Genomic DNA, 201 nt, shown 5'->3' with positions numbered 1-201 from the left:
GCCGCCGCCGTCAGCCTGGCCGACAGTCGCCAGTTGGGCTGCCATCTACTGCCCGGACATCCCGCTGGCCGACGACCTGCTGCAACACCTGGTGGCCCTGCCGCCGCCGCCGTCAGCCTGGCCGACAGTCGCCAGTTGGGCTGCCATCTACTGCCCGGACATCCCGCTGGCCGACGACCTGCTGCAACACCTGGTGGCCCT

Annotated in this window: 1 pseudogene; it reads left to right on the top strand. The window is 71.1% G+C overall.

Annotation, left to right across the window (positions count from 1 at the left end):
* A pseudogene (locus AWT75_RS21860) lies at positions 1–201 on the top strand (hypothetical protein); the annotation flags it as partial.

Source organism: Aquitalea pelogenes, assembly GCF_001515305.1.
In the GTDB taxonomy this organism is placed as follows: domain Bacteria; phylum Pseudomonadota; class Gammaproteobacteria; order Burkholderiales; family Chromobacteriaceae; genus Aquitalea; species Aquitalea pelogenes.
This window is presented reverse-complemented; position numbering and strand designations above follow the sequence as displayed.